The organism is Kitasatospora sp. NPDC001095 (assembly GCF_053598615.1).
On record NZ_JBSFKQ010000043.1, the window covers coordinates 43,394 to 65,599 of the forward strand.

Genomic DNA, 22,206 nt, shown 5'->3' on the forward strand with positions numbered 1-22,206 from the left:
CGGGCCGGGTTGGGCAACTCTGGCACACAATGCTCGATGATCATCTCGGGACCGGTGAACGGGACTGCCCGATTGGGACTGATACCGGGCGGTATCTGCCCCGGCCCGCTCCGGGCCAGGGCAGATGTTCATCAGTTCTTGACGTCGGATGACCGCTCAGAAGTTCCCGGTGAGTAGGACTAGCGCACCGGCGGAGGGCCCTCGATCGGTCGGCCGGCCACTCCGGGCCAGCGCTGCCAGGGGTGCGGCCCGTCCGCCGGGCGGTACTCGACGCCGAGCGCGTCCAACACCTTCAGGTGGACCGTCAACCGCTGCTCGAAACCGGCGTAGTCCCGCTCGGCCGGCGCGGCGGGCAGCTCGGACCAGGCGACCTCGGCGAAGGCGACCAGCCGGGGGAAGGCCCGGTAGTCGATGTCCCTGGCGCTGTCCATGAACTCGCTCCACAGGTTGGCCTGGGTGCCGATCACGTGCCGGGCGGCGGCCTCGTCCAGCTGCGCGGGGACCGGCTCGAACCGGTAGACGTCCTCCAGCGTGCGCACGAAGCCGACCGGGATCGGCTCGTCCGGTCCGTCCGCCTGCCGGTGGTCGAAGTAGACGTGCTGCTCGGGGCACATCACCACGTCGTGCCCGGCCTTCGCGGCGGCGATCCCGCCGCCGAAGCCGCGCCAGGAGGAGACGGCGGCGCCCGGGGCGAGCCCGCCCTCCAGGATCTCGTCCCAGCCGATCAGCCGGCGGCCGCGCTCGGCCAGCCAGCGGTCGAAGTGCCGGATGAGGTGGCTCTGCAGCTCGTCCTCGTTGGCCAGGCCCAGCTCGCGGATCCGGGCCTGCGCGGCGGCGCTGTCCTTCCACTGCTCCTTGGGGCACTCGTCGCCGCCGAGGTGGACGAACTCGGACGGGAAGATCTCCAGGACCTCCTCCAGCACGCCCTCGAAGAAGCGCAGGGTCTCCTCGGAGGCATTGAGCACGTTGTGGCTCACCCCCCAGTCGGTCCAGACCCCGAGCGCGGCGGTGTCCACCACGTCGGTGTTGCCCAGCTCGGGGTAGGCGGCGACGGCGGCCTGGGTGTGGCCGGGCAGGTCGATCTCCGGGACGACGGTGACCCCGCGGGCGGCCGCGTAGGCGACGATCTCGCGCAGGTCGTCCTGGGTGTAGTAGCCGCCGTGCGGGCGGTCGTCGCGGCGCTGCCCGGCCCGGTAGCCGACCATCGAGCGGTCCCGCCAGGCACCGCGCTCGGTCAGCCTCGGGTAGCGCTTGATCTCGACCCGCCACCCCTGGTCGTCGGTCAGGTGCAGGTGCAGCACGTTCAGCTTGTGCGCGGCCAGCAGGTCGACGAAGCGCAGCACGTCCGACTTGGGCAGGAAGTGCCGGGCGACGTCGAGCAGCGCGCCGCGCCAGCCGAACCGGGGGGCGTCCTCGATGTCGGCGCCGGGCAGCACCCAGCCCTCGCGGCGCAGCGGCGACCGCCGGTAGGCGTCCGGCCCGAGCAGCTGCCGCAGGGTCTGCGCGCCCCACAGCGCGCCCGCCGGCCCCCCCGCGGTGAGCAGGGCGTGGCCGGGGCGCACCGTGAGCCGGTACGCCTCGGCGGCGAGCGTCGCGTCCTGCACCAGCTCGATGCCCGCGCCCGGCCGGCCCGGGCCGAGCGGCAGCCCGGTGGCGGCGGACAGGGCGGCCCGCAGCCAGCGCTCGGCGTCGGCCAGCGCGGGGGGTGCGGTCAGCGTCGTGGTGGCGTCGAGCGGATAGTCCTCGTCCGGGCGGCGGGCGGCACTCGAAGGTGCGGGAATGAGGTCCATTCCGACATCCTGCCCACGCCCGGAACGATTGGCATAGACCACCCAGGAAACCGGGTGCTATGCAAAACGGCGTCGCGCGGAGCGCCGCGGACTACTTGCCTTCGCCGTCGCCGCCCTGCGGCTTGCCGATGCCGTCGTAGATCTCCTTGCACATCGGGCAGACCGGGTACTTCTTCGGGTCGCGACCGGGCACCCACACCTTGCCGCAGAGCGCCACCACGGGAGACCCGGAGAGCGCGCTCTCCATGATCTTGTCCTTCTGGACGTAGTGCGCGAAGCGCTCGTGGTCGCCGTCCCCGTTGGACACCTGCGGGACGGGCTCGACCAGGGTGCCGGTGCCGAGGCCGCGCTCGGGCTCAAGAGTGCTCATGGGTGCCAAGTCTATGGGCGCCCCCGGAAACCCGGCCAGTGTCGCCGCACCGGGCCGGTCGGCTCAGTTCATCGTCGGGTCGTCCGGGTAGGTCGCCAGCAGGGCGAGCGGGCCCCGCTGGCGGCGCAGCACCGAGCGCCACAGCCGCTCCGGCTCGGGGCTGGAGACGTCCCCGGGCTCGCAGTCCACCAGGTACCAGGCGCCGGTCTCCAGCTCCGCCTCCAGCTGCCCCGGCGACCAGCCGGCGTACCCGGCGAAGATCCGCAGGCTGCCCAGCTCGCCGGCCAGCACCTCGGGCGGCGCCTCCAGGTCCACCAGGCCGATCGCGCCGTGCACCCGGCGCCAGCCGAGCGGCTCGCCGGTGCCGGGCTCCCCCGGGGCCACCGCGAGGCCGAGCGCCGAGTCCAGCGCCACCGGGCCGCCCTGGAACACCACGGCGGGCTGTCCGACGAGTCTGTTCCAGCCGTCCAGCACACTTCCCACCTCGACCGGTGTCGGCCGGTTGAGGACCACGCCGAGCGCCCCCTCGACGTCGTGGTCGAGGAGCAGCACCACCGCCCGCGCGAAGTTCGGGTCGGTGAGCAGGGGCGTCGCGACGAGCAGACTGCCGGTGTGGGACCGGCCTCCGTGCGAATGGGCCGCCGTCATGCCCACATGATCCCGCAGAACGGCACCGCTCGGACACCGCAACGCCCGGAAACCGGCCACCGCGACGAACACCCGTACGGCCGTACCGGGGGGCGGGCGCGGGCCCGGAGAGAGCACCATCACGGGAGAGGCTCACGGGAACCAACGGCGCGCCTACTACCATCTACGTCTGGTGGACGCCCTTCACGGTGCCGACTCGGTTTCGCCGGGGGTCCGAACGCGCCCGTACGACCGGTCCACCACCGGCTCTCTCCCGGAGCCCCCTTCCCCACTCCTCTGGCACCCCGGATTGCGAGAACGATGACCGACGACGTCCTGCTGGTCCATGGCGGAAACCCGCTCGAAGGCGAGATCCGCGTCCGCGGTGCGAAGAACCTGGTGCCCAAGGCCATGGTCGCCGCCCTCCTCGGGCAGGGCCCCAGCAGACTGCGCAACGTCCCGGACATCCGCGACGTCAAGGTGGTCCGCGGCCTGCTGCAGCTGCACGGCGTGACCGTGCGCACCGGTGACGAGGACGGCGAGCTGATCCTCGACCCCTCGCACGTCGAGAGCGCCAATGTCGCCGACATCGACGCGCACGCCGGCTCCTCGCGGATCCCGATCCTGTTCTGCGGCCCGCTGCTGCACCGCCTCGGCCACGCCTTCATCCCCGGCCTCGGCGGCTGCGACATCGGCGGCCGCCCCGTCGACTTCCACTTCGAGGTGCTGCGCCAGTTCGGCGCCACCATCGAGAAGCACCCGCAAGGCACCTACCTGGTCGCCCCGCAGCGGCTGCGCGGCACCAAGATCGAGCTGCCGTACCCCTCGGTCGGCGCGACCGAGCAGGTGCTGCTCACCGCCGTCCTCGCCGAGGGCGTCACCGAGCTGCGCAACGCGGCCATCGAGCCGGAGATCGTCGACCTGATCTGCGTGCTGCAGAAGATGGGTGCGATCATCACGCTGGGCACCGACCGGACGATCCTGATCACCGGCGTGGACGAGCTGAACGGCTACAACCACCGCGCGCTGCCGGACCGCCTGGAGGCGGCCTCCTGGGCCTGCGCGGCGCTGGCCACCAAGGGCGACATCTACGTCCGCGGCGCCCGCCAGCTGGAGATGATGACCTTCCTGAACACCTTCCGGAAGGTCGGCGGCGCCTTCGAGGTGGACGACGAGGGCATCCGCTTCTGGCACCCGGGCGGCGAGCTCAAGGCCATCGCCCTGGAGACCGACGTGCACCCGGGCTTCCAGACCGACTGGCAGCAGCCGCTGGTGGTCGCGCTGACCCAGGCCACCGGCCTGTCGATCGTCCACGAGACGGTGTACGAGTCGCGGCTCGGCTTCACCGGCGCGCTGAACCAGATGGGCGCGCACATCCAGCTCTACCGCGAGTGCCTGGGCGCCACCCCGTGCCGCTTCGGCGCGCGCAACTTCCTGCACTCCGCGGTCGTCTCCGGCCCGTCCAAGCTGATCGGCTCCGAGCTGGTCATCCCGGACCTGCGCGGCGGCTTCTCGTACCTGATCGCGGCGCTGGCGGCCGAGGGCACCTCGACCGTGCACGGCATCGACCTGATCAACCGCGGCTACGAGAACTTCATGGACAAGCTGCGGGACCTCGGCGCCCACGTCGAGCTGCCCAGCGAGCAGCTGGTCGAGGCCTGACGGCCCCGACACGACGGCGAGAGGCCGGGCTCCCCAGCGGGGAGCCCGGCCTCTCGGGCGTTCAAGGGGTGGCTCAGGCAGCGCCCTTGGCGGCTTCCTTCAGCTTGGAGCCGGCGCTCACCTTGGCGCTGTAGCCCGCGGCGATCTGGATCGGCTCGCCGGTCTGCGGGTTGCGGGCGGTGCGGGCAGCGCGGTGGGTGCGCTCGAAGGTCAGGAAACCGGGGATGGTGACCTTCTCGTCGCCCTTGGCGACGACCTCGCCGACGATCTCGGCGAAGGCGGCCAGAACGGCGTCGGCGTCCTTGCGGGTCACCTCGGCGCGCTCGGACAGCGCGGCCACCAGCTCACTGCGGTTCATGTGTACTCCTGTGGTCTGTTCGCTTGCGGTGCGCGGGGGCCCATCGGTGCTCCCACCGGGGGGCACCCGGATGGGCCGCAGGTCCGCACACTGTGCTCATGCAGGCAATGCGTGGTCGCAGGCCGGGTCCGCACCCGATGCCGCGCGCCGGAGCCGTCGAAGGCCCGCCCGCCCGCCTGGATACGAATCCTGCCCCGACCGGCCCCGAGAAAGCCAATCGGGCCCCGGCCCAGCCGCCCGAACATCGCCCGCCCGTTGGAGGTGTGACGCTCCGTCGGCTCCGGCGGACCGGGCGCGGGCGGCGGTCGGGAGGACACGCCGGAAGACCAGGGGGACGTTCCGTACTTGTCGGACACGCCTGCCCCGTGCAGGGCTACGGTACGCCCTACGACTGACAAGCCCAAACACGCCCCTCGCCCTTGTGTCGCAAGGGTTCGGGGCGGGCTGGGCAGGTATGCTCACTATTCGTACATTTGAGCGGTCTACGACACGTCGCCCGATCCGGCCGTCAGAGCTTGACGGTGGGGAACGCGGCGGTGTCGAGGGTGCCGACGATGCCGGGGGTCGGACGGGCCGGCGCCGGGGCCTCCTGGGCCCCCGCGAGGGCCGCCTCGCGCACCGCGGAGGCGACGGTCTTGGCCACGTCCTTGTGGAACACGCTCGGGATGATGTAGTTGGCGTTCAGCTCGTCGTCGGCCACGGTGGTGGCCAGCGCCCGGGCGGCGGCGATCATCATCTCGGTGTTGACGGTGCGGCTCTGGGCGTCCAGCAGGCCGCGGAAGACGCCCGGGAAGACCAGCACGTTGTTGATCTGGTTCGGGAAGTCGCTGCGGCCGGTGGCGACCACGGCGGCGGTCTGCCGGGCGATGGCCGGGTCGACCTCCGGGTCCGGGTTGGCCAGCGCGAAGACGATCGCGTCCTCGGCCATGGTGGCCAGGTCGTCGCCGTCCAGGACGTTCGGGGCCGAGACGCCGATGAAGACGTCGGCGCCCGCCACGGCCTCCTTGAGGGTGCCGGTGCGGCCCGAGCGGTTGGTGTGCTCGGCGATCCAGCGCAGGCTCTCGGTGAGGTCCTCGCGGCCCAGGTGGACCACGCCGTGCACGTCCGCCACGGTGGCGTGCTCGACGCCGGCCGCCATCAGCAGCTTGAGGATCGCGGTGCCGGCGGCGCCGGCGCCGGACATCACCACGCGGATGTCGCCGATCTCCTTGCCGACCACCTTCAGCGCGTTGGTGAGGGCGGCCAGCACCACGATCGCGGTGCCGTGCTGGTCGTCGTGGAAGACCGGGATGTCCAGGGCCTCGCGCAGCCGGGCCTCGATCTCGAAGCAGCGCGGCGCGGAGATGTCCTCCAGGTTGATCCCCGCGAAGCCCGGGGCGATCGCCTTGACGATGGCGACGATCTCGTCGGTGTCCTGGGTGTCCAGGCAGATCGGCCAGGCGTCGATCCCGGCGAAGCGCTTGAACAGGGCCGCCTTGCCCTCCATGACCGGCAGCGCGGCCTCCGGGCCGATGTTGCCCAGGCCCAGCACCGCCGAGCCGTCGGTGACCACGGCGACGCTGTTGCGCTTGATGGTCAGGCGGCGGGCGTCCTCGGGGTTCTCCGCGATCGCCATGCAGACGCGGGCGACACCCGGGGTGTAGATCATGCTGAGGTCGTCACGGTTGCGGATCGGCAGCTTGGAGGACATCTCGATCTTGCCGCCGAGGTGCATCAGGAAGGTGCGGTCCGAGACCTTGCCGATCGACACGCCGTCGATCGCGCGCAGCTTCTCGACGATCTCCTCGCCGTGCGCGACCGAGGAGGCCGCCACCGTGACGTCGATCCGCAGCGCCTCCAGGCCGGAGGCGGTGACGTCGAGACCGGTCACCGAACCGCCGGAGGACTCCACGGCCGTGGTGATCGCACTGACGGCGTTGCCCCGGGCCGGGACCTCCAGCCGTACCGTGATCGAGTTGGAGACACTGGGCACCGTCGCCATCGACGCTTCCTTCTTCCGTCTGTCCCGCAGGCTCAACATTTTGTTGAAGGCATCGCCTACGCATGCTAGACCTCGATCGTCGCACCTTCCTGGGGGAAGCCAGAAATAACGTTCATTGAGTGTGCGGATCCGACAATCCCATCCGGCGACCCTGGGTCTCCCCCGCTCACTCCTTGCCTCTCCCGGCCGATGCGTTACATTGGACAGGCACCGGCTCGATCCAAGCCCCCGGGCCCAACCTTCGTCCCTTCGAGGGACCACTTGCCGCGAGGCGAGCATGGCGGGTCGGTGTACTAAACGTCTGAAGGCCCCTCACCATCCGGTGGGGGGCCTTCTTCCGTGGGCCTCGGGAACCGTCAGCCGTGCAGCAGCGCGGGCACGCCGGCCGCGTCCGGCAGGTCGTCCGGTCCGGAGAGCACGGTCAGCCGCTGGGTCGCGCGGGTCAGCGCCACGTACAGCACCCGCAGGCCGGCCTCCGACTCGCCGGCGATGCCGGTCGGGTCGGCCACCACCGTCGCGTCGTACTCCAGGCCCTTGGCCTCCAGGCTGCCCAGCGCCACCACGCGCTCGCCCAGGCCCTCGACCCAGCCGGCCGCCTCCTCCCGGCGGTCCATCGGCACCACGATCGCCACGGTGCCGTCCACCTCGGCCAGCAGCCGCTCCAGCTCGGCCCGGGCGGCCTTGCCGAAGGCCTCCGGCGAGGGGTCGGTGGTGGCCGCGAAGCGCGGCTCCACACCGACGTGGCGCACCGCGCTCGGCGACGGGGTGCCCGGCGCGGCCAGCGCCAGCACCTTCGCCGCGACCTCGGCGATCTCGGCCGGGTTGCGGTAGTTCACGGTCAGCGTGAAGCGGCGGCGCGGCTTGCCGGAGAGCACCTCGTCCAGCGCGGCCTGGGCCTCCTGCGGGAACGGCCAGGAGGACTGCGCCGGGTCGCCGACGATCGTCCAGGTGGCCATCCGGGCCCGGCGGCCGATCATCCGCCACTGCATCGGGGTGAGGTCCTGCGCCTCGTCCACGATGACGTGCGCGTACTCCTTGCGCTCGACCGGCCAGCGGTCCCGCTGGCGGGTGCTGCGGTCGGCGAAGGTGGTGACCTCCTCCAGGCCGCTCAGCAGGTCCACCGCGTCCACCTCGCGGACCTTCGGGCGGGCCGGCTCGCCGAGCAGCACCTGGAGCTCGTCGACCAGCGCGACGTCGTGCGCGGACAGCGCGCCCTCGCCCTGCGCGGACAGGTGGCGCCAGGAGGCGGCCAGCAGCCTGGCCTCGTCCGGGGTGACGGCGCGGCGGGCGATCCGGTTGATGTGCCGGTGCTGGCGCAGCGTGCCGAGCACCCCGCGCGGGGTCAGCGCCGGCCACCAGGCGTCCAGGAAGTCCAGGAACGACGCCTCGTCCGAGACGTACTCGTCGAAGGACTCCTTCTCCTCCTGGCGCTGCTCCCGGGCGTAGTGGTCGGTGGGCTTCGGCAGGTCCCGGGTGGCCTGCTGCCACAGGGCGTCCAGCAGCAGCCTGCGGGCGCGCGGGCGCAGCAGGTTCAGCGGGGTGCCGCCGGAGCCCACCACGTTGCCGCGCACGGCCTTCAGCCGGGAGGCGTCCAGCTTCAGCACCTCGCCGCGGGCGACGACCTTCAGCTCCTGCGGCGCGCCCAGCTCCAGCGCCGCGCGGGCGGCCCGGCGCAGCAGGTGCACCATCCTGGCCGAGCCCTTGACCCGGGCCGCCTCAGGGGTGTCGTAGGTGCCCGCCTCGATGCCGTCCACCAGCGAGCCGACCGCCCGGATGGCGACCTGGCCCTCCTCGCCAAGCGCGGGCAGCACGCCCTCGGTGTAGGACACCAGCAGCGGGGTCGGCGAGACCACCAGGATGCCCCCGGCGTAGCGGCGGCGGTCCTGGTAGAGCAGGTAGGCGGCGCGGTGCAGGGCGACGGCGGTCTTGCCGGTGCCGGGGCCGCCGGTGACCAGGGTGGCGCCCGCGGCGGCGGCGCGGATCACCTCGTCCTGCTCCCTCTGGATGGAGGAGACGATGTCGCGCATCGAGTGGCTGCGGGCGCGTCCCAGCGAGGCCATCAGCGCGCCGTCGCCGACCACGGCCAGCTCCTCGCCGTCCAGGGTGGGGGTGAGGTCGGGGCGCAGCAGGTCGTCCTCGACGCCGATCACCTTGCGGCCCTTGGAGCGGATCACCCGGCGGCGGATCACCCGGCCCGGCTCGACGGGGGTGGCGCGGTAGAACGGGGCGGCGGCGGGCGCGCGCCAGTCGATCACCAGCGGACCGTACTCGGCGTCCAGCACGCCGAGGCGGCCGATGTGGAGGGTCTCGGCGACGGCCGGGTCGGCCGGGTCGAGCGGGGTGTTCGACGGGATGCCGTGCTCCTCCGGCGCGTCGGCCCGCTGGAGGTCGATCCGGCCGAACAGGAAGTCCTCGAACTCGCTGTTCAGGCGCTGGAGGTGGGCGCCGGCCCGGTAGACCTGGGCGTCGCGTTCGGCGAGCGCGCCGGGGGTGCCGACCTGGACCCGCTTGGCGGCGTCCTCCAGGATGTACTCGGCCTCGGCGAGCTTCTCCTCCAACCGGTGGTAGACGGTGTCGAGGTGCTGCTGCTCACCGGCGATCTCGCGCGTGCGGACGGTCTCGTGATCGGCCGTGGGGGTGGTGTCCGTGTTGCTCTGCATGGCCTCGGTGGTTGCGGCGGAATCCGGCTCCGGAAAACGAGCGGACGGATGATCCTACGCCGCGACCCCCCGGCCGCGCTGCTCCGGAACGTACAAAAATCGAAGGCCGCCCTCCGCCTGGAGCGGAGAACGGCCTTCGGTGTGAACATGGGGTGGTGGAGATGCCGGGAATCGAACCCGGGTCCAGTGGAGTCAATTCAGGGCTTCTCCGAGCGCAGTCCGCTGTGCTTTTCTCGGCCCTGGCGGTCACGCGGACAAGCCGCCAACAGGCCCAGCTGCTGTTTGATTTCCCATCCGCCCTCGCAGCCCGGGCGGACGGTTGAGTTCCCTAGATTATGCCAGGGTCCGGGTCGGGAACCCCCCGGTCTGACACCCAAGCGCTATCGGTGCTTATTAGGCAGCGAGAGCGAACTGCTGGGAATCGCGCTTAGTGTTGGCGATTATTTTTTTGCGACACGTGGTTAACGAGATCATTGCCGCGTTCCTCGGCTCGCTTCCCCTGTTTCAACATCCCCTGTCGAAACCGATCATCCCCATGTTTTGTTGAGAAACAGCTCGGACGGCGATCGTCCGTGTTGCTTGCGCCATAGTACGCGAGGCGACGGGCGAGGGTCCAGCGGATTAACCCTGGCGCCGGCGTGCCGCCGCCACCGCGCGGGCCGTCTCGCGGGTGTCCTGCTTCTCGCGCAGCGTCTGGCGCTTGTCGTAGAGCTTCTTGCCGACCGCGAGCGCCAGTTCGAGCTTCACCCGGCCGTCCTTGAAGTACAGCGAGAGCGGGACCAGGGTGTGACCCGCGTCGCGGACCTTGGTCTCGATCTTGCGGATCTCCAGCTTGTGCAGCAGCAGCTTGCGCTTGCGCCGGGCCGCGTGGTTGGTCCACGTCCCCTGGGTGTACTCGGGGATGAAGACGTTGTCGATCCACGCCTCGTGGTTCTGGATGTAGGCGTAGCCGTCGACCAGGTTGGCCCGCCCCTCGCGCAGTGACTTGACCTCGGTGCCGGTGAGCACGAGGCCGCACTCGTAGGTGTCGAGGATCGTGTACTCGTGTCGCGCCTTCTTGTTCTGCGCGATCAGCTTCTGTCCGGTTTCCTTTGCCATAGCGCGGCCATTCTCGCACTTCGACGCCGGATCGGGCAGCTGCTTTAGGGCGGGGCTTCAGGCGCGGGTGCCGAGCCCCGAGAGGACCCGCAGGGCGAGGGCGTCGGCCTCCTCGCCCGATCCCGCCGGGACGTCGGGGGTGAGGCCGGTGCCGTCCAGGGAGCGGCCGGCCGGGGTGTAGTAGCGGCCGACGGTCAGTTCCAGCACGGCTCCGTCGGCGAGCCGGCTGGGCTGCTGGACGGTGCCCTTGCCGAAGGTCCGCGAGCCCACCACCACGGCGCGGCTGCGGTCCTGGAGGGCGCCGGCCAGCAGTTCGGCGGCGCTCATCGTGCCGCCGTCCACCAGCAGCACCAGCGGGGTGCGCTGGTCGCCGCCGGGCGGGGCGGTCAACTCCCTGGTCCCGCCGCGCTCCTGGTACGAGCCGACCGCTCCGCCGTCCAGGAAGATCCCGGCGGTCTCGGCCGCCTCGTCGACCAACCCGCCGGAGTTGGCGCGCAGATCGAGCACCACGCCGGCGTGCGGGGCGCGCAGGGCGGCGCGCACCTGGTCGGCCACGCCGCTGGTGAAGGCGCGCACGGTCACCCGCAGCACGCCCTTGCCCAGCTGCTCCGCGGTGACCTGCCGGCTGTCCAGCAGCACGCGCCGCAGCCGCAGTTCGCGCTCCTGCCCCTCACCGCGCCGGACGGCCAGGGTGACCTCGGAGCCCGCCCGGCGCTCCTCGCCCTGGCCGCGCAGCCGCGCGACCACCTCGGTCACCGGCAGGTGGTCGGCCTGGTCCCCGCCGATCCGCACGAGCCGGTCGCCGGGGGCGATCCCGGCCGCGGCGGCCGGGCCGCCCGGCGCGACCTGGGAGACCTCGGTGACACCGTCCTGGCCGCGGCCGACCGAGAGGCCGACTCCCGGGTACCGGCCGTCCAGGCCCTGGCTGAACTCCGCGTACTCCTGGGCGCTGTAGTACGCGCCCCAGCGGTCGCCGCCGGCCGCCAGCAGGTGCTCGGCCTGCTGCTCGGACAGGGCGGCGCCGGCCGGGTCCGCCGGGAGCCCGCCGCCGGCCCGGACGGTGTCGGTGGAGGGGTGGTGCGGCGAGCCGCCCGGGTCGCCCCAGGCCCCGGTGGCCGCGCCGGCCAGCAGCACGGCGCCGAACACCAGGCTGAGCGCGGCCACCTGGCGGGCCCTGCGCGGAGTTTGCAGCATGGCACCGGAGTGTAGACACCGCTCCGCACGGGGCGAACCGGAACGAAGCCCCCCGGAACGCCGACGGCCCCGGACGGCGCAGTGCCGTCCGGGGCCGTCGAGGCGGTCCGGGATCAGACCTTGAGGTACTTGCGCAGCGTGAAGAACGCCGCGACACCGGCCATGCCCATACCCACCACGATCAGCAGCGGTATCACCGCGAGCACCGAGCCGAGCCCGATGAAGTGGATGAACTGCACCCGGTCGGCCAGCCAGTTCTGGACGAAGAAGTGCCCGCCGATCAGCAGCCCGGAGGCCATCACCGCGCCGAGCAGCGCCGAGAAGGCCGCCTCGGCGATGAACGGCATCTGGACGTAGAAGTTCGAGGCACCGACCAGGCGCATGATCCCGGTCTCGCGCCGTCGGCTGTACGCCGACACCCGGACGGTGTTGACGATCAGCAGCAGGGCGACGAACAGCATCAGCACCATGATCACGAAGGCCGCCGTCTGGAGGCCGTTCAGCAGGCCGAACAGGTTCTCCAGGATCTTCCGCTGGTCCTCGACCGACTTGACGCCCGGCTTGCCGGCGAAGGCGCTCTGGATCACGTCGTACTTGGTCGGGTCGTTGAGCTTGACCCGCCAGGACTGCGGCATGGCGTCCGGGCCCAGGACGGAGATGAGCGGGTTGTCCGGGTTCATCTCCTTCCAGTGCTTGTACGCCTCGGCCGAGCTCTCGTAGGTCGAGGACTGGACCACCGAGGTCATCTTGTCCAGCTGGTCCTTGATGTCCTGGACCTGCTGGTCGGTGGCCGCGCCCTTGTCGCACTGGGGCGAGTTCCGGGCGTCCGCCTTGGTGCAGAAGTAGATGCTCACCTCGACCTTGTCGTACCAGTACCCCTTCATGGAGTTCACCTGGTCGCGGACCAGGAGCGAGGAACCGGCGAGGGCGAGGGAGAGCGCGACACTGACCACGACCGCGATGGTCATGGTCAGGTTGCGTCGGAGACCCACACCGATCTCCGACAGGACGAACTGGGCACGCATGCGGAAACAACTCCAGGGTCGGTACTGCTCTGGTCTGGCGGGCCGGGCCGACGGCCCTACGGGTCAGCGCCGGTCGGTCAGTGCTGGTACCCGTAGACGCCGCGGGCCTGGTCGCGGACGAGCAGCCCCTTGTCGAGCTCGATGACGCGCTTGCGCATCTGGTCGACGATGGCCTGGTCGTGGGTGGCCATCAGCACCGTGGTGCCGGTGCGGTTGATGCGGTCGAGCAGCTTCATGATGCCGACCGAGTTCTGCGGGTCGAGGTTGCCCGTGGGCTCGTCCGCGATGAGCAGCATCGGGCGGTTCACGAAGGCGCGGGCGATCGCCACGCGCTGCTGCTCACCACCGGACAGCTCGCCCGGCATGCGGTCCTCCTTGCCGCCGAGGCCGACCAGCTCCAGCACCTCGGGCACCACCTTGTTGATGGCGCTCTTGGGCTTGCCGATCACCTCGAGGGCGAAGGCGACGTTCTGCGCGACCGTCTTGTTCGGCAGCAGGCGGAAGTCCTGGAAGACGGTGCCCAGCTGGCGGCGCATGTGCGGCACCTTCCAGTTGGACAGCTTGCCGAGGTCCTTGCCCAGGACGTGCACCGCACCGGTGCTGGGGCGCTCCTCGCGCAGGCACAGGCGCAGGAAGGTGGACTTTCCCGAGCCGGACGAGCCGACCAGGAAGACGAACTCACCCTTCTCGATCTCCAGCGAGACGTTGTCCAGGGCGGGACGGTTCTGCTTGGGATAGGTCTTGGAGACGTTGTCGAATCTGATCACGGCTGCATCACGGAGGCCATCCTAGGCGGCGCCAGTCCTCGGTCGGTCCGCCCCGGAGGCCCGGCCCGGGGGCGGGCGAAAGGAGCGCAGAGGGCCGCTCCCGGACTCGGACCATACGCGAATCGGCGACCGGCCCGCAGGGACCGCCCGTGACAACGACCCGACCATGGTAGAGAATGTCCGCTTATGCCCCGAATATCGGGAGGCATCTCACAGCCCGGGAGCCGGAACCGCCGGAACCTGGCAGAGTGGAGGGGCGACCGTGTCACGGCCGCTCCCCCGTACAGGGCAGCGCATGGAACCAAAGCCCCGTCCGGTGCGTTGGCAATAGCAGCGAGGAGGAGATCGCATGACCTGCGACCATCTGGTGTGCGCCAACTGCAACGGCCGCGTCAGCGACGGGCGTTGCCCGGTGTGCCGGGCCAACCGGGCCCGGCTTCAGGAGCAGCAGAGCCCGTTCGCCGCGCTCTCCCCCGCGATGCTGCTGGCCCTGCTGGCCGGCCTGCTCGCGGTGGCGCTGATCGCCCGGCAGGCACTGGCCTGACCCTTCCGGACACGCGGGAAGGCCCCCGACCGCTGCGGTCGGGGGCCTTCTGCGTCGTTCGGTGACTACGCGGTGACTTACTCGGCGCTGGTCTCGCGCTGCTTGCGCCAGCGGATTCCGGCCTCGATGAAGCCGTCGATGTCGCCGTCCAGCACGGCCTGCGGGTTACCGGCCTCGAACGCGGTGCGGACGTCCTTCACCATCTGGTACGGGTGCAGCACGTAGGAGCGCATCTGGTTGCCCCAGGAGCTGCCGCTGTCCTTGAGCGCGTCCATCGCCGCCTTCTCCTCCTGGCGGCGCCGCTCCAGCAGCTTGGCCTGGAGGACGTTCATCGCGGACGCCTTGTTCTGGATCTGCGAGCGCTCGTTCTGGCAGGAGACCACGATGCCGGTCGGAAGGTGCGTGATGCGCACCGCCGAGTCGGTGGTGTTGACGCCCTGGCCGCCGGGGCCGGAGGCGCGGTAGACGTCCACCCGCAGGTCGCCCTCGTCGATGTCGACGTGGTCGGCCTGCTCGACGACCGGGAGGACCTCGACGCCGGCGAAGGAGGTCTGCCGGCGGCCCTGGTTGTCGAACGGGGAGATGCGGACCAGGCGGTGGGTGCCCTGCTCGACCGAGAGGGTGCCGTAGGCGTACGGCGCCTTCACGGTGAAGGTCGCGGACTTGATGCCGGCCTCTTCGGCGTACGAGGTGTCGTACACCTCGGTGGGGTACCCGTGCCGCTCGGCCCAGCGCAGGTACATGCGCATGAGCTGCTCGGCGAAGTCGGCGGCGTCCACGCCACCGGCCTCGGCACGGATGTTGATCAGCGCCTCGCGGGCGTCGTACTCGCCGGACAGGAGGGTGCGGACCTCCAGCTCCTCGACCGCCTTCTGGAGGGCGACGAGCTCGACCTCGGCCTCGGCGCGGGTGTCCGCGTCGTCCTCGGCCTCGGCGAGCTCGAACAGCACGCCCAGGTCGTCGATGCGGCTGCGCAGGCCCTCGACCCGGCGCAGTTCGCCCTGGAGGAAGGAGAGCCGGCTGGTCACCTTCTGCGCGTTCGCGACGTCGTCCCACAGGGTGGGGGCGGCTGCCTCCTCCTCCAGGACCGCGATGTCGGCCCGGATCTTGTCCAGGTCGAGGACGGCCTCGATCGACCCCATGGTCGTATCGAGGTTCTTGAGCTCTTCGGAAGGATCGACGGCTGCCACGCCCCCAGGGTAATGGTTCCGGGAGTGGTCATGACGACACCCCCGATTTCCCCGGAGCCACGGGCGCGGCCACCGCCGTGGTACGGATGCGGCCGCGGCCGCGGCTACGGCGCCCGCGGGGCCGTGCCCGACACCGCCGGACGGGTCGGGTGGCCGCCGTCCGGGATGGTGGCCGCGAAAGCCGTCCAGGCCGCGGCGGCGCCCGCCAGCAGCAGCACGGTGGCGATCAGCACGGCCAGCAGCCGGCGGCGGCGCAGCAGGGCCTGGCGGTCCCGGCGGTGGCCCGGGGCGACGCGCTGGGCGCGGGACTCGAGCGCGTACGCGGCCAGCTCGTCGGCGGACGGGCGGCGCAGGCTGGTGTGGGTGTCCCGGGTGGAGTCCGGGGCCGCGCCGGGCACCAGCGGGACGGCCGGGCCGCGCCGGCGCTTGTGGGCGCCGGGGGCGGCGTCGATCTCGGCGTAGACGGCCTCGCCGGGGCTCAGCTGCTCCTCGGCGGGGGCGCGGCCCTGGCCGGGCACGGCGAGCACCGGCAGACCGGCCAGCGAGGGCAGCTGCTCGCGCAGCCGGGCGGCCAGCTCGGCGGCGCGCAGCCGGGACGCGGGGGCCTTGGCCAGGCACTCCGAGATGATCCGCCACAGCCCGTCCGGCAGGCCCGGGATCGGCGGGACCTGCTCGGTGACGTGCCGGCGCAGCACCGCGCCGGTGTGGCCGCCGCCGAACGGGGTGAAGCCGGCCAGCAGCTCGTACAGCACGGTGGCGAGGGCGTAGATGTCGACGGCGGCGCGCGGCTCCAGGCCCTCGATGATCTCGGGGGCGAGGTAGTCGGGGGTGCCGATGATCCGGGTGGCCCGGGTGCGGCGCGGGGCGTCGACCAGGCGGGCCACGCCGAAGTCGGTGAGCTTGGCGCGCGGGGCGCCGCCCGGTCCGGGGGCGGCTGCGAGGTCGAGCAGGACGTTCTCCGGCTTGACGTCGCGGTGGACGATGCCGGCGGCGTGCGCGGCGGCCAGGCCGTCGGCGACGTCGGCGATGATCGAGGCGGCGGTCTGCGGCGGCAGCGCGCCGTCCCGTTCCAGCCGGGAGCGCAGGTCGGTGCCCTGGACGAGCTCCATCACCAGGGCGAGGTCGCTGCCGTCCACCACCATGTCGCGCACGCCGACCACCCGGGGGTGGTCGAGGCTGGTCAGCGCGGTGCGCTCCTGGACGAAGCGGCCGACCAGCACCTGGTCGGCGGCGAGGTCCTCGCGCAGCAGCTTGACCGCCACCGGGCCGTCGGGCCCCTCACCGAGCCAGACCGTCCCGGCCGAACCCCGGCCGATCACCTGGTGGACGGTGTACCGGCTGCCGATCTTGCGTGCCAATGCTGCTCCGTGGGCGGCGCGGGAGCGCTCCGGGGGTCCGGCGCGCTCGGTGGGGCGGGACAACAGCGACCAACCTACGCGTCCGGAGGCCCCGCGGGGGCCGCCCGGGGGGCCCTGAGCGGGAGTCCCGGCCGAGAAATCTCTCGAATTGTCGACATAGCGTCAATATTGCCGTCCGGGACGGGCCTGAGCCCGGATCGGCTCAGGACCCGGCCCGGATCCGCGTTCGTGCCGACCCGGATCCGTTCGTGCCGGTCCGGAACGCGTTCGCGCCGGTCCGGACGGCGCTATTTGCCGAAGAGGCTGTTCACCCAGCCGCGCGCCGAGTCGAACCAGCCCACGACGTTGTCCCAGTACTGCGGCAGCGGCGTGAAGTTCCACAGCGCCACCCCGGCCACGGCCAGCACCAGCAGCACCATCAGGCAGCCCTTGAGGCAGCCGAGCCCCGGGATGTACATCCGGTTGCGGCTGCGCGGACGCGGCTCGCGGGCCGGCGCGGGCTCACGGCGGGCCGGTGCCGGCGGCTCCTCGCGGCGCTGCGGCGGGGCCTCCCGGTACTGCGGCGCGGGCGGCTCGGCCCGGCGCGGCACCGGGGTGGGCGCAGGCGGCGGTGGGTAGCCGCCCTGCGACTGCCCGTACCCGGCGGGAGCCTGCCGGTAGCCGCCGGGCGGCTGCGGACGGCCGCCCTGGCCGGGTCGGCCGCCGCCCTGACCGCCCTGACCGCCCTGGCCCGCCTGGTACGGCGGCGGGGCCACCGGCGGGCGCTGGGCGTAGCCGGGCGGGGGCGGGGACTGGCGGTAGCCGCCGGGCTGCTGCGGCCCGGGGCGGCCGCCCGGGGCGCCCTGGCCGGGGTGGCCGGGGTGCCCGCCCTGCCCGGGGTGCCCACCCTGCCCGGCCTGGAACGGCGGCGGGGCGACCTGCGGCTGCGGGAGGTCCTCGTAGTCCTCGGGACCGAAGTAGCCGACCTGGGTCTGCTGGTTGCGGTCCCGCGCCGCGCGCAACTGGGTCTGCCACGGGTGCGGCGCCTCCTCCTGCGGCGGCGCCGCGGGCGGGGGCGGCGGCACGGCGGCGGGCGGCATCACCCGGGTGCGGTCCGGGGCGCCCTGCGGGGGCGCCGGCGGCGGCTGGGTGCCCATCACCCGGGTCGCCGCGGCCGGGTCGTACTGCGGCGGCGTCGACGGCAGCACCTGGGTGTGGTCCTCGGCGCCCGGGGCCGCCGGCGCGGCGGCCACGGCGCCCGGCAGCGTCGCGGGCGGCAGCGGCGATCCGGTGGAGGGGACGGCGGTGGGCTGCGGGTCCGGCAGCAGCAGGGCGCCGACCGCCAGCGCCTCGTCCACCGCCACCGGGGAGGCGTGCACGCCGACGCCGGCCGCGACCACCCGCAGCGCGCGGGCCAGCGAGGTGGCGCCGGGCCGCTGGGCCGGGTCCTTGCGCAGGCAGCGCTCGATCACCGTCCAGAGCGGCTCGGGCATGGTGCTGGGCCGCTGCGGCTCCTGGGCCAGGTGCGCCTGGAGCACGGCGAGCGCGCTGTCGCCCTGGAACGGCTGGCGGCCGGTGACCAGCTCGTACAGCATGATCCCGGCGCCGTACACGTCCACCGCGGAGGTCTGCGGACGCCCCTCGGCGGACTCCGGCGCGACGTAGGCGGGGGTGCCGACGAACTCGTGGGTGCGGGTGACGCCCGGGGAGTCGGCGAGCCTGGCGATGCCGAAGTCGGTCAGCAGCGGGTGCATCCGCTCGGCGCCGTCCACCACGGTGGAGGCGAGCAGCACGTTGGCCGGCTTGAGGTCCCGGTGGACGATCCCGTCCGCGTGGCTGGCCGCCAGCGCGTCCGCGACCTGGGCCATCAGCAGGGCGCCCGCGATCGGGCTGAACGGGCCGTTGGCGCGCAGGTAGCGGGCCAGGTCGGGGCCCTCCACCAGGTCCATCACCAGGGCCAGCAGCTCGCCCTCGACGACCAGGTCGCGGACCCGCACGATGTTGGGGTGGGTCAGCCGCAGCAGCAGCGAGCGCTCGCGCAGGAAGCGCATCACCACGTCCGGGTCGGCGGCCAGCTCCTCGCGCAGCACCTTGATCGCGACCCGCTGCCCGGGCACGCAGCCCGGCACCTGGACGTCCTCGCGCACCACGCCGCGCCAGACGGTCCCGGTCGCACCCCGCCCGAGGGTCTCATCCAGCAGATACTTGCTGCCGACTGGCCGCACCTGTCGCACTCCTCGCCGTGCCGCCCGCGCGGGGCGCTCCTCCGCCGGTGCGGTGAGCCTGCCGGGCCCGTGTCTGCGGCCACTCTAACGGTGTCCGTTCGGGATTTCGGGGTGCTCGACAGGCCATCCGTACGGTCTGGGGAAGGGTTGGGGGAGATCCCCTAGGGAAGGTCCCGGGGCACTCCGCGAGGGGGCGGTCGACCTGACTCCCCGTCGCCCCCGCCACGGCGATGATCGCAAGATCGTCAAATCCGGTACGGTGCGCGGACCGTCCTCGACGGATGGCAGGATGGACACTCGCCACTCGTGTGGCCCAACGGTGCCCACGGCCCCGGGCAGCGGTACCAGGCTTCACACCAGCAGAAGGGACCCGCGGGCGAGATGCAGATCCGGCTGACCGTCCTCCGACCGCGCAGCGGCCCGTCCGCCGCCGGCTCCGCCATCCCCTACGTGGACGTGCTGGTCACCGCGCCCGTCGGCACCGCGCTCGGCGCCATCGCGGGCGCGCTCGCCGGCGCCGTGGGCGTGCGCGGGCCGCGGGCCGCCACCCACGTGCACCTGTACGCCGGGGCGCACCGGGTCGACGAGCACACCCTGCTCGGCCACCCCCCGCTGCTCGACGGCGCCGTCCTCAGCCTGAACGAGCCCGACCCGACCGCCGACGACCCCGACGACACCCCCGCCGCCGCCGAGCTGCGCGTGGTCGGCGGCCCCGACGCCGGCGGCGTCCACCGGCTGCACGGCCGGGAGATCCGGGTCGGCCGCTCCGCCGAGGCCGACGTCCCGCTCGACGACCCGGACGTCTCCCGGCTGCACCTCTCCCTGCACCTCGGCGAGGACGGCCGGATCTCCGTGCGCGACCTCGGCTCCACCAACGGCACCACCCTGGACGGCCGACTCGTCCCGCCCGGCCCGCCGGAGGCCGCCGTCCCGCTGGACCCCTGCGCCGTGCTGCGGATCGGCGAGTCCACCCTCCAGGTGACCGCCCCCGACCCGGTCGAGGCCGCCGGAGCCGTCCGCGCCGCCCTCCCCGACGGCCACGGCCACCTCCAGCTCGCCGCCGCCCCCGGCCCGACCCGGCCCGCGCCGCCCGTGGTCGAGCCGCCCGCTGCCCCCGAACCCGCGCCCGGCCGCAGCCGCGGCCTGTTCTCCCTGCTGCCCGGCCGCGCCGCCGAGCCGCCCGCCCAGGAGAGCGCCGAACGCCACCACGCCGCGGTGCGGCTGCGCCAGACCGCCGCCCAGCGCGAACGCTGGCCCGACCTCGCCACCCTGCTGCTCAACGCCGTCGGCCCCGGCCCCCGGCTCTGGGAGCGCGGCCCCGGCCACCCCGACGCGCTCACCCTGCGCCTCGGCACCGCCGACCGCCCCGGCGGCCCCGGCACCACCCCCGGCACCATGCTCCCCGCCGTCCCCGTCACCCTCGACCTCCAGACCGCCGGCAGCCTCGGCCTCAGCGGCCCGCGCGAACGCCTGGACGCGCTCACCCGCGCCGTCGTCGCCCAGCTCGCCGCACTGCACCCGCCGACCGGGCTCAGCCTGGTCGTGGTCGACGCCGACCCGGCCCGCGCCGCCGAGGAACGCGCCGACACCTGGGCCTGGGCCCTGTGGCTGCCCCACCTTCGCCCGGTCGACGGCCAGGACTGCCGACTGCTGATCGGCCTCGACGACGAGCAGGCCACCGCCCGGCTGACCGAGCTCACCGCCCGGCTCAGCGGCCCCAGCGGCCTCGGCGGCCAGCCCGCCACCGTCGTCGTGGTGGACGGCCGCCCGGCCGGCGAGGCCGCCCGACAGGCCCTCGACCTGCTGCTGCGCCAGGGCCCGGCGGTCGGCATCTTCCCGATCTGCCTCGCCGAACAGCCCGAGCTGCTCCCCCGCGGTCTCGGCGCCACCGCCCTGATCACCGGCGAGGTCGGCACCCAGCTCTCGCTGGACCGCCCGGTCGCCCGCGGCCGGGAGACCCTGCACGAGGTCTCGCTGGACGCCGTCTCGGACGCCTGGGCCGAACGGCTGGCCCGGGTCCTCGCCCCGCTGCGCGAGGCCGCCCCGGCCGTCCGCGGCCCGCTGCCCGACGCCCTGCGGCTGCTCGACCTGCTCCAGCTCGACACCGTCACCCCGGCCAAGCTGTCCACCCGCTGGGAGGCGCACGCCGGCGGCATCGGCGCCGCCACCGCCCTGCTCGGCACCACCCGGGACGAGCTCTGCACGCTCGACCTGGCCGACCCGGAACTCACCCTCCCCTCCCCCGACCCGGGCGGCCCGCACCTGCTGATCGGCGGCGCCCGCGGCTCCGGCAAGACCGAGTTGCTGCGGACCCTGGTCGCCTCGCTCGCCGTCTCCGAGCGGCCCGAGCGGCTGGCCGTCACCATCATCGAGGGCCGGGCCGTCACGGACGGCCAGGACGGACTGGACGGCTGCACCGAACTGCCGCACGTCACCGGCCGGGTCAACGCCGCCGCCGACCCGCGCGCCGCCCTGCTCGCGGCCGAGGCGCTGGAAGACGAACTCGCCCTGCGGGAGCGGCTGTTCGACGGACTGGACTTCGCGTCCTGGCACGCCGCGCGGATCCTGGACGCACAGAGCCTGGACGGACCGGAGGAGGATGCGGAACGCGCCAAGGTCCCGGTTCCCGCCGCCGTGGGTGGCGGGGCGGCCACCACGCCCCGGATCATCCCGCCGCGCAGCGCGGAGGGCCCCCGCCCGACCGGCCCCGCGCCCGCACCCGCCCGGCTGGTCGTCGTCGTCGACGACTACGACGCACTGCTCTCCCCCACCTCCGCCGCCGGCCGCCCGCTCGCCCGCGCGCTGGCCTCCGTCGCCCGCCGGGGCGGGCCGCTCGGCGTCCACCTCGCCGTCGCCACCGGCCGTCCGGAGGACAGCGCCGGCACCGAGGTGGACGAGGCCGCGCTGCTCCGGATCGCCCTGCGCACCGACGACCCGGCCGACTCCGACCTGCTGATCCACCTCGGCGACGCGGCTGCCCTGCCCGAGGACACCCCCGGCCGCGGCTACCTCCGCCTGCCCGACGGCGGGGTCAGCGCCTTCCAGACCGCCCGGATCAGCGGCCGCATCCCGCGCACCGCCACCCTGCGGCCCACCGTCGTCGCCATAGACCCGCTGCAGCTCGGCGCCCCGCCGGCCCGCCGCCCGGTCCGCGAACTCGGCAACGGCCCCACCGACCTCGCCCTCCTCGCCAGCGCCCTCCAGCGCGCCGCCGCCCGCTGAGGTCCGGTCGGGCCCGCCCGCCCGTCGCCGCTTCGGCCCCGCCGAAGCGGCAACGGCCTCTGACGCGGGCCCGCCCAAAAATAGCGAAGGAGAGGAAGCGCCCCACATCGGGAGAGCGGGGGGTAGGGAAAGAGAGTACGGACACGCGAGTAGATC

16 protein-coding genes and 1 other RNA gene are annotated in these 22,206 nt (G+C 73.3%); 3 read left to right on the forward strand and 14 right to left on the reverse strand.

Going from position 1 to position 22,206, the window contains the following annotated elements; genetic code table 11:
* Window positions 1-179 precede the first annotated feature (179 nt).
* The 3 genes from ACWDBB_RS27735 to ACWDBB_RS27745 all read right to left on the reverse strand — a co-directional run bounded on the left by ACWDBB_RS27735 (window position 180) and on the right by ACWDBB_RS27745 (window position 2,808).
* Window positions 180-1,790: a beta-N-acetylhexosaminidase gene (locus ACWDBB_RS27735; RefSeq protein ID WP_449792192.1), complete on the reverse strand. Its 1,611-nt coding sequence runs from the start codon at window positions 1,788-1,790 to the stop codon at window positions 180-182.
* Window positions 1,791-1,881: 91 nt separating this feature from the next.
* Window positions 1,882-2,160 (reverse strand): DUF3039 domain-containing protein, encoded by a 279-nt coding sequence (locus ACWDBB_RS27740; RefSeq protein WP_449792193.1) that lies wholly within the window; start codon window positions 2,158-2,160, stop codon window positions 1,882-1,884.
* Window positions 2,161-2,223: 63 nt separating this feature from the next.
* Window positions 2,224-2,808, reverse strand: a complete 585-nt coding sequence (locus tag ACWDBB_RS27745) for a YqgE/AlgH family protein (protein ID WP_449792194.1) — start codon at window positions 2,806-2,808, stop codon at window positions 2,224-2,226.
* Between the two features lie 300 nt (window positions 2,809-3,108).
* Here ACWDBB_RS27745 and murA point away from each other — a divergent pair, with 300 nt between their 5' ends.
* On the forward strand, window positions 3,109-4,449 hold the full coding sequence (murA, locus tag ACWDBB_RS27750) for a UDP-N-acetylglucosamine 1-carboxyvinyltransferase (protein WP_449792195.1): 1,341 nt from the start codon (window positions 3,109-3,111) through the stop codon (window positions 4,447-4,449).
* A gap of 73 nt (window positions 4,450-4,522) precedes the next feature.
* Here murA and ACWDBB_RS27755 read toward each other — a convergent pair whose 3' ends face one another.
* From ACWDBB_RS27755 to ftsE, 8 genes are all read right to left on the reverse strand, one after another.
* Window positions 4,523-4,807, reverse strand: coding sequence for an HU family DNA-binding protein (locus ACWDBB_RS27755; protein ID WP_030242980.1), 285 nt, complete (start codon window positions 4,805-4,807; stop codon window positions 4,523-4,525).
* 508 nt (window positions 4,808-5,315) lie between these two features.
* Complete coding sequence (locus ACWDBB_RS27760) at window positions 5,316-6,788, reverse strand: malic enzyme-like NAD(P)-binding protein (RefSeq protein ID WP_449792196.1); 1,473 nt, start codon at window positions 6,786-6,788, stop codon at window positions 5,316-5,318.
* A gap of 356 nt (window positions 6,789-7,144) precedes the next feature.
* On the reverse strand, window positions 7,145-9,448 hold the full coding sequence (locus ACWDBB_RS27765) for a HelD family protein (RefSeq protein ID WP_449792197.1): 2,304 nt from the start codon (window positions 9,446-9,448) through the stop codon (window positions 7,145-7,147).
* A gap of 153 nt (window positions 9,449-9,601) precedes the next feature.
* Window positions 9,602-9,983: a transfer-messenger RNA gene (gene ssrA, locus ACWDBB_RS27770) on the reverse strand.
* An 86-nt stretch (window positions 9,984-10,069) separates the two neighbouring features.
* Entirely contained in the window at window positions 10,070-10,546 is a 477-nt protein-coding gene (gene smpB / locus ACWDBB_RS27775) for an SsrA-binding protein SmpB (protein ID WP_045695776.1), read from the reverse strand.
* Between the two features lie 57 nt (window positions 10,547-10,603).
* Window positions 10,604-11,740, reverse strand: a complete 1,137-nt coding sequence (locus tag ACWDBB_RS27780) for a S41 family peptidase (protein WP_449792198.1) — start codon at window positions 11,738-11,740, stop codon at window positions 10,604-10,606.
* A 113-nt stretch (window positions 11,741-11,853) separates the two neighbouring features.
* Window positions 11,854-12,765, reverse strand: a complete 912-nt coding sequence (ftsX, locus tag ACWDBB_RS27785; protein ID WP_396304070.1) for a permease-like cell division protein FtsX — start codon at window positions 12,763-12,765, stop codon at window positions 11,854-11,856.
* Between the two features lie 77 nt (window positions 12,766-12,842).
* Window positions 12,843-13,532 (reverse strand): cell division ATP-binding protein FtsE, encoded by a 690-nt coding sequence (gene ftsE, locus ACWDBB_RS27790; RefSeq protein WP_030059730.1) that lies wholly within the window; start codon window positions 13,530-13,532, stop codon window positions 12,843-12,845.
* 349 nt (window positions 13,533-13,881) lie between these two features.
* Between ftsE and ACWDBB_RS27795 the strand changes: the two genes are divergently transcribed.
* Window positions 13,882-14,076: a hypothetical protein gene (locus ACWDBB_RS27795; protein ID WP_359904255.1), complete on the forward strand. Its 195-nt coding sequence runs from the start codon at window positions 13,882-13,884 to the stop codon at window positions 14,074-14,076.
* A gap of 77 nt (window positions 14,077-14,153) precedes the next feature.
* On the opposite strand, the gene prfB is transcribed toward ACWDBB_RS27795, so the two are convergent.
* From prfB to ACWDBB_RS27810, 3 genes are all read right to left on the reverse strand, one after another.
* Entirely contained in the window at window positions 14,154-15,266 is a 1,113-nt protein-coding gene (gene prfB / locus ACWDBB_RS27800; protein WP_449792199.1) for a peptide chain release factor 2, read from the reverse strand.
* Between the two features lie 104 nt (window positions 15,267-15,370).
* Entirely contained in the window at window positions 15,371-16,624 is a 1,254-nt protein-coding gene (locus tag ACWDBB_RS27805; protein ID WP_449792200.1) for a serine/threonine-protein kinase, read from the reverse strand.
* Window positions 16,625-16,911: 287 nt separating this feature from the next.
* Window positions 16,912-18,828, reverse strand: a complete 1,917-nt coding sequence (locus tag ACWDBB_RS27810; protein ID WP_449792201.1) for a protein kinase domain-containing protein — start codon at window positions 18,826-18,828, stop codon at window positions 16,912-16,914.
* A gap of 381 nt (window positions 18,829-19,209) precedes the next feature.
* Between ACWDBB_RS27810 and ACWDBB_RS27815 the strand changes: the two genes are divergently transcribed.
* Entirely contained in the window at window positions 19,210-22,050 is a 2,841-nt protein-coding gene (locus ACWDBB_RS27815) for an FtsK/SpoIIIE domain-containing protein (RefSeq protein WP_449792202.1), read from the forward strand.
* Window positions 22,051-22,206: the final 156 nt, after the last annotated feature.

Bases quoted from the DNA above. Each gene is read 5' to 3' on its own strand.
- ACWDBB_RS27780 (WP_449792198.1), bottom strand. From the start codon at position 11,740: ATGCTGCAAACTCCGCGCAGGGCCCGCCAGGTGGCCGCGCTCAGCCTG.
- ACWDBB_RS27735 (WP_449792192.1), bottom strand. From the start codon at position 1,790: ATGGACCTCATTCCCGCACCTTCGAGTGCCGCCCGCCGCCCGGACGAG.
- smpB (WP_045695776.1), bottom strand. From the start codon at position 10,546: ATGGCAAAGGAAACCGGACAGAAGCTGATCGCGCAGAACAAGAAGGCG.
- ACWDBB_RS27760 (WP_449792196.1), bottom strand. From the start codon at position 6,788: ATGGCGACGGTGCCCAGTGTCTCCAACTCGATCACGGTACGGCTGGAG.
- ACWDBB_RS27815 (WP_449792202.1), top strand. From the start codon at position 19,210: ATGCAGATCCGGCTGACCGTCCTCCGACCGCGCAGCGGCCCGTCCGCC.
- murA (WP_449792195.1), top strand. From the start codon at position 3,109: ATGACCGACGACGTCCTGCTGGTCCATGGCGGAAACCCGCTCGAAGGC.
- ACWDBB_RS27765 (WP_449792197.1), bottom strand. From the start codon at position 9,448: ATGCAGAGCAACACGGACACCACCCCCACGGCCGATCACGAGACCGTC.
- ACWDBB_RS27740 (WP_449792193.1), bottom strand. From the start codon at position 2,160: ATGAGCACTCTTGAGCCCGAGCGCGGCCTCGGCACCGGCACCCTGGTC.
- ftsX (WP_396304070.1), bottom strand. From the start codon at position 12,765: ATGCGTGCCCAGTTCGTCCTGTCGGAGATCGGTGTGGGTCTCCGACGC.
- ACWDBB_RS27745 (WP_449792194.1), bottom strand. From the start codon at position 2,808: ATGACGGCGGCCCATTCGCACGGAGGCCGGTCCCACACCGGCAGTCTG.
- ACWDBB_RS27795 (WP_359904255.1), top strand. From the start codon at position 13,882: ATGACCTGCGACCATCTGGTGTGCGCCAACTGCAACGGCCGCGTCAGC.
- ACWDBB_RS27755 (WP_030242980.1), bottom strand. From the start codon at position 4,807: ATGAACCGCAGTGAGCTGGTGGCCGCGCTGTCCGAGCGCGCCGAGGTG.